This window comes from Novosphingobium sp. FG90, from assembly GCF_057808725.1.
Map to the genome: position 1 here is coordinate 58,113 of NZ_JBMDIO010000029.1, position 6,667 is coordinate 64,779.

The 6,667-nt window shown below is 62.2% G+C and carries 6 protein-coding genes; 1 reads left to right on the forward strand and 5 read right to left on the reverse strand.

What is annotated here, in order from left to right; translation table 11 throughout:
- Nucleotides 1-303: 303 nt before the first annotated feature.
- Nucleotides 304-615: a 30S ribosomal protein S10 gene (gene rpsJ / locus ACODRZ_RS20490; RefSeq protein WP_007011873.1), complete on the reverse strand. Its 312-nt coding sequence runs from the start codon at nt 613-615 to the stop codon at nt 304-306.
- A 210-nt stretch (nt 616-825) separates the two neighbouring features.
- Here rpsJ and ACODRZ_RS20495 point away from each other — a divergent pair, with 210 nt between their 5' ends.
- Complete coding sequence (locus ACODRZ_RS20495; RefSeq protein WP_488972267.1) at nt 826-1,323, forward strand: hypothetical protein; 498 nt, start codon at nt 826-828, stop codon at nt 1,321-1,323.
- A 211-nt stretch (nt 1,324-1,534) separates the two neighbouring features.
- On the opposite strand, the gene tuf is transcribed toward ACODRZ_RS20495, so the two are convergent.
- From tuf to rpsL, 4 genes are all read right to left on the reverse strand, one after another.
- The gene (gene tuf, locus ACODRZ_RS20500) at nt 1,535-2,725 is read right to left on the reverse strand and encodes an elongation factor Tu (protein ID WP_488972268.1); all 1,191 of its coding nucleotides are present in this window, start codon (nt 2,723-2,725) and stop codon (nt 1,535-1,537) included.
- A 125-nt stretch (nt 2,726-2,850) separates the two neighbouring features.
- Nucleotides 2,851-4,935, reverse strand: coding sequence for an elongation factor G (gene fusA / locus ACODRZ_RS20505; protein ID WP_488972269.1), 2,085 nt, complete (start codon nt 4,933-4,935; stop codon nt 2,851-2,853).
- A gap of 117 nt (nt 4,936-5,052) precedes the next feature.
- Nucleotides 5,053-5,523 carry a 30S ribosomal protein S7 gene (gene rpsG, locus ACODRZ_RS20510; RefSeq protein WP_008828242.1) on the reverse strand — a complete coding sequence of 157 codons (471 nt, stop codon included), beginning with the start codon at nt 5,521-5,523 and terminating at the stop codon, nt 5,053-5,055.
- A gap of 98 nt (nt 5,524-5,621) precedes the next feature.
- The gene (gene rpsL / locus ACODRZ_RS20515; protein ID WP_007011879.1) at nt 5,622-5,993 is read right to left on the reverse strand and encodes a 30S ribosomal protein S12; all 372 of its coding nucleotides are present in this window, start codon (nt 5,991-5,993) and stop codon (nt 5,622-5,624) included.
- Nucleotides 5,994-6,667 lie beyond the last annotated feature (674 nt).

The window sequence follows — 6,667 nt, forward strand, 5'->3', positions numbered from 1 at the left end:
CATCCCCCGCACGCATGTCCAACCCTGTGTGTGATACGAACCCCGTCCGGGTCAGGTGCTCCCTGCCGGCCCTTGCGGACCTCGGAAGCGAGACGGGGGACGCATTCCCGAACGAAACCCGAAGGCGCCGCCGGAGGTATCCCTTGTGTCCCTTCGGGCTTTTCCCTCAGGGCGCTGTCTCTGCAGGTTTCTCCCTGCAAAGCCGGCTTAGCGAAAGCCGACAAGATAGTCCTCGATCTAGTTAAGGTCCGATCGGAAAGGACCATCGGGGCGACCTTTTCAGATCACCCCGTTAAACCGGCTTCAGGCCAGCTTGATCTCGACGTTCACGCCGGCAGCGAGGTCCAGCTTCATCAGAGCGTCGACGGTAGCGGCGTTCGGCTGCACGATGTCAAGCAGGCGCTTGTAGGTGCGGACTTCGAACTGCTCACGCGACTTCTTGTCGATGTGCGGACCACGGTTGACCGTGAACTTCTCGATCTTGGTCGGCAGGGGAATGGGCCCACGAATCAGCGCGCCGGTACGACGAGCCGTGTCAGCGATTTCGCCAGTTGCCTGGTCGAGAACGCGATGGTCAAACGCCTTCAGGCGAATGCGGATGTTCTGAGCTTCCATAACCTACCGATGAGAAAGAGCCATAGGACACGAGGTCCCGTCAAATTCGAACCGCGCCCCTACACGCCAAGGGCGAGTCGGGCAAGCCCTGATTTTACGCGGATCGGCAGGTTTTCGGCGGCGGCCGGTGCGGTTCATCGCAAGCGCCCTTCCCTGCGGCCGATCCACTCCCTAGGTTGATCGCGCGACGCCTAACAGAAGCCGCTGCCAATGCCCTCCACGATCACGACAATTTCCAGCGCGCTCGCCGCGCTGACCCTCGCTTGCCTTGCTTCCGCGCCTGCCGCCGCTGGCTCTGCCTACGGCCCCACCGGGAGCGAAATTCCCATCGACCTCGATGATACGGACGTTCTTACCGCCCACGTCGGCCTGCCTGATCCGAAAGGCGGGCCGGTTGACGATGCCTGCCTTGCCGCCGCTCGCGCCAGCAACGGCGGCAACGACGGCACCATCGTCGTGTGCTCTCACGGAGGAGACGGCACCAGCGAACGGGTTCCGGCCTCGAAGTCCGTGGACGAAAGCACCCGCGACGGCGCGCTGCACCCGCCGGACTTGTGGAACCTGCCCGGCTGCCTTGGCCCGTGCATCACCATACCGTTCGGCCGGGTGCCCGAACCGGTCTATTATATCGACCTGAAATCCATCCCCGAAGCGCCCAAGGGCTCGGATGCATGGAAGATTGCACAGGGTGAGCTGCGGCAGCCCTGAAGGTTGCAACGCACACAGGTCACCCACACCCCGCTCATGCTGAGCTTGTCGAAGCATGGGGAGCCACAGCGCCACGCCGCAGGGGCTTCGACAGGCTCAGCCTGAGCGGGCGGGGAGAAGCGGTCCAACCGCCCCCTAAACGCGAAAAGCCCGGCGCCTCTTTCGAGACGCCGGGCCAATCACTTTCAGCCGTTGTTGGCCGATCGACGAATTACTTCGTGATCGAGGCAACGACGCCCGAGCCGACGGTGCGGCCGCCTTCGCGAATTGCGAAGCGCAGACCTTCGTCCATGGCGATCGGAGCGATCAGCTTGACCGACAGCGAAACGTTGTCGCCGGGCATGACCATCTCGGTGCCCTCGGGGAGGATCACTTCGCCGGTCACGTCGGTGGTGCGGAAGTAGAACTGCGGACGGTAGTTCGCGAAGAACGGGGTGTGACGGCCGCCTTCGTCCTTCGACAGAACGTAGACTTCTGCCGAGAACTCGGTGTGCGGGGTCACGGTGCCGGGCTTGGCCAGAACCTGACCGCGCTCGACGTCTTCACGCTTCAGACCGCGAACCAGTGCACCGATGTTGTCGCCGGCTTCGCCCTGGTCGAGCAGCTTGCGGAACATTTCGACGCCGGTGACGGTGGTCTTCTGGGTGTTGCGGATGCCGACGACTTCGACTTCCTCACCAACCTTGACGATGCCGGTCTCGACGCGGCCGGTCACAACCGTACCACGGCCCGAGATCGAGAACACGTCTTCGACGGGCATCAGGAAGGGCTTGTCGGTCGGGCGGGGCGGCTGCGGGATGAAGTCGTCAACGGCCTTCATCAGTTCGAGGATCGAGCTCTTGCCGATGTTGTCGTCACGGCCTTCGAGAGCGGCCAGAGCCGAACCCTTGACGACGGGGATGTTGTCGCCGTCGAAGTCATACGACGAGAGCAGTTCACGAACTTCGAGTTCGACGAGCTCGAGGAGCTCTTCGTCATCGACCTGGTCGACCTTGTTCATGTACACGACCAGCTGCGGCACGCCGACCTGGCGGGCGAGCAGGATGTGCTCGCGGGTCTGCGGCATCGGGCCGTCAGCAGCGTTCACGACGAGGATCGCGCCGTCCATCTGGGCGGCACCGGTGATCATGTTCTTGACGTAGTCAGCGTGACCCGGGCAGTCGACGTGCGCGTAGTGACGGGCATCGGTCTCGTACTCGACGTGTGCGGTCGAGATGGTGATGCCGCGCTCGCGCTCTTCGGGAGCCTTGTCGATGTTTGCGAAGTCAACGGCTTCACCGCCGAAGGTCTCCGACATCACCTTGGTGATCGCCGCGGTCAACGTGGTCTTGCCGTGGTCGACGTGACCGATGGTGCCGATGTTGCAGTGCGGCTTGTTCCGCTCAAATTTAGCCTTGGCCATCTTTCAAACCTTCTTTCGTCTTGATTTCGAATCTGCGGGGTATCGGAGCGGAGCCCGCGGATGCAGGCGCCGCCCCTATAACCAATCCTGCCGTCAGGCAAGAGTATGCTTGATCCCGCCCGCCCTTAGGCGAGCTTCTCCTTGACTTCGGCCGCGACGTTCGCCGGGACTTCGTCATAGTGGGAGAAGATCATCGAGTAGTTCGCGCGGCCCTGGGTGAAGGAGCGCAGCGAGTTCACGTAACCGAACATGTTCGCGAGCGGCGTGTTCGCCTCCACGACCTGTGCGTTACCGCGGCTGTCGGTGCCCTGGATCTGGCCACGACGCGAGTTGAGGTCGCCGATGACGTCGCCCATGAACTCTTCCGGGGTCACGACCTCGACCTTCATGATCGGTTCGAGCAGCTTGATGCCGGCCTTCTGGGCGACTTCACGCATGGCACCGCGACCGGCGATTTCGAACGCCAGGGCGCTCGAGTCGACGTCGTGGTACGAACCGTCGTAGAGGACGATTTCGAAGTCGATGATCGGGAAGCCGACCAGCGAGCCCGAGGCAGCGGTTTCGCGCATGCCCTTTTCGATCGCGGGGATATATTCCTTCGGAATGTTACCGCCCTTGATCTCGTCCTTGAAGGTGATGCCCGAACCGCGCTCGCCCGGCGTGACCTTGACCTTCACGCGGCCGAACTGACCGGTACCACCCGACTGCTTCTTGTGGGTGTAGTCCACATCCACCGGCTTGCCGAGGTATTCGCGGTAAGCGACCTGCGGTGCGCCGACGTTGGCTTCGACCTTGAACTCGCGACGCATGCGGTCGACGATGATGTCCAGGTGAAGTTCGCCCATGCCCTTGATGATGGTCTGGCCCGACTCGTGGTCGGTCGAGACGCGGAACGAGGGATCCTCGGCCGAGAGACGGTTGAGCGCGATGCCCATCTTCTCCTGGTCGGCCTTGGTCTTGGGTTCCACCGACAGTTCGATGACCGGCTCGGGGAATTCCATGCGTTCGAGCACGATCGGCGCGCGTTCGGCGCAGAGCGTGTCGCCCGTGGTGGTTTCCTTCATGCCAGCAAGGGCAACGATGTCGCCTGCGTAGGCTTCTTCGATGTCCTTACGCTCGTTGGCGTGCATCTCGAGGATACGGCCAACCTTTTCCTTCTTGCCCTTCACCGAGTTCAGGTACGAACCCTTCGAGAGCGTGCCCGAATAGATGCGGCAGAAGGTGAGCGAGCCCACGAACGGGTCGTTCATGACCTTGAACGCGAGCGACGAGAACGGCGCGTCGTCCGAAGGCGGGCGGCTGTCCGGCTCGTCGCTGTCGACCTTGACGCCCTGGACGTCTTCGATGTCGAGCGGCGAAGGCAGGTAGTCGACGACGGCGTCGAGCAGGGGCTGAACGCCCTTGTTCTTGAACGCCGAACCACAGACGACCGGCACGAACGCATGGCCCAGCGTACCCTTGCGGATCAGCTTCTTGAGCGTCGCGACGTCGGGCTCGTTGCCTTCGAGGTACGCTTCCATCGCCTCGTCGTCCTGCTCGACGGCGAGTTCGATGAGCTTCATGCGGTACTCGGCGGCTTCGTCAGCCAGCTCAGCCGGAATCTCTTCGTAGAAGAATTCGGCACCAAGCGACTCATCCTTCCAGACGATCGCGCGGTTGTGCACCAAGTCAACGAGACCCTTGAGGTCGGCTTCCAGACCAATAGGAATGTAAAGCACCGCAGGAGTGGCACCAAGACGATCGATGATCGACTGAACGCAATACTTGAAGTTCGCGCCGGTACGGTCCAGCTTATTGATGAAGCACATACGCGGTACGCCGTACTTGTCGGCCTGGCGCCATACGGTTTCCGACTGCGGTTCCACGCCGGCAACGCCGTCGAAGCACGCAACCGCACCGTCGAGCACGCGCAGCGAGCGTTCGACTTCGATGGTGAAGTCGACGTGGCCCGGGGTGTCGATGATGTTGATGCGGTATTCCTGGCCCTCTGCGGTCCAGAAGCAGGTGGTGGCAGCCGAGGTGATCGTGATGCCGCGTTCCTGCTCCTGCTCCATCCAGTCCATGGTCGCAGCGCCGTCGTGGACTTCGCCGATCTTGTAGGACTTGCCGGTGTAGTAGAGGATGCGCTCGGTCGTCGTGGTCTTGCCAGCGTCGATGTGCGCCATGATACCGATGTTACGGTACATATTCAGCGGATGGCTGCGTGCCATGGGAGAATCCTTAGCGAGGGTTTCGGGAGCGAGAGCGGCCTTCAGATAGACCCTCGCCCCCTGAAATAAAAGTATGACGCCCGAATGACCAACTCATCCGGGCGCACACTCAGCACATTACCAGCGGTAGTGCGAGAAGGCGCGGTTCGCGTCCGCCATGCGGTGCGTGTCTTCGCGCTTCTTGACCGCGTTGCCGCGGTTGTTCGAGGCATCCAGCAGCTCGCCCGAGAGGCGTGCCGACATGGTGGTCTCGGGACGGTTGCGCGCGGCGGTGATCAGCCAGCGGATGGCGAGAGCCTGCGCACGCTCGGGACGAACCTCGACGGGGACCTGGTAGGTCGCACCGCCGACGCGGCGCGAACGCACTTCGATCTGCGGCGCGACGTTGTTGAGGGCGTCGTGGAACAGCTGGATCGGGTCCGACTTGGCGCGGGTTTCCATGGTTTCCATGGCACCGTAGACGATCGCTTCGGCGACCGACTTCTTGCCGTCGTACATGAGGTTGTTCATGAACTTGGACAGGATGAGATCCCCGAACTTCGGATCAGGCAGGATTTCCCGCTTCTCGGGACGACGACGACGTGACATCGTTGATATTCCTTGTTCTTTCGGGCGGGAGCGTGAGCATCACCGGCCGGTAAATTCATCACCGTGCAGATTACGGCGTGGCAGGCCACGCCTACGGCTTACTTCGGACGCTTGGCGCCGTACTTCGAGCGGCTCTGCTTGCGATCCTTGACGCCCTGGGTGTCGAGCACGCCGCGCAGGATGTGGTAGCGAACGCCGGGAAGATCGCGGACGCGGCCGCCGCGGATGAGCACGACCGAGTGCTCCTGCAGGTTGTGGCCTTCACCCGGGATGTACGAGATGACTTCGCGGCTGTTGGTCAGGCGCACCTTGGCGACCTTGCGAAGCGCCGAGTTCGGCTTCTTCGGGGTGGTCGTGTAGACGCGGGTGCAGACGCCGCGCTTCTGCGGGTTCTGCTCCATCGCAGGAACCTTGGACTTGGCCTTCTGCGGTTCGCGGCCCTTGCGGACCAGCTGGTTGATAGTGGGCATCTATACTCTTCTTTCAAATGGGAGTGCGATGGATCGACACCGAAACCATCGGTATCGACCCGTCGCACCCCGGTGGTCACCGGGCCGGGAGGGCCACAACTGCGATGACGGGAGAAGAGTAGACGATCACGCGATGCAGGAGGAAAACCGCGAGGCAGTCATCCCAGCGCCAAGAAAACTTGGGGGACTGGGACCGCCATCGGTTTGCTCCGCCCCCTCGTTCAACGAGGAAGGCCGCACCCGTGAGCCGAAAAACACTCCACCCGGCCGCCGATGAGCGCTGCCGGATTACTTTGCCGCCCGCCCGAGGGATGCGCCCTCACCCGATTCGGATGAAGGGAGCGATCCGTGCCTCCCCGCTTGGCGAGGCCCGAAAGCCACGGAAAAGCTGCGAGAAACGCGCCGGAACGGCAATGTTCAGCTCTGTATATCCACCGCGAGCAAGCCCGCGAGGGATGCGCGCCTTTAGGGGATTGGGGGGATGGGGTCAAGATTGACATAGGAAGCGACTACTACACCCCCTTGCCCCACCTTCGACGGCGCGAGTTCGATTACTGAAGCCTGCCGGTTACCGCATCACACAATTGCCGCACTTTCGAGAGGTTGAATGTTTGCATTCATACCAAAACCTGTGGAATCTGACTCACCGAGGGTATCGGGTTTGGCGCTGACGT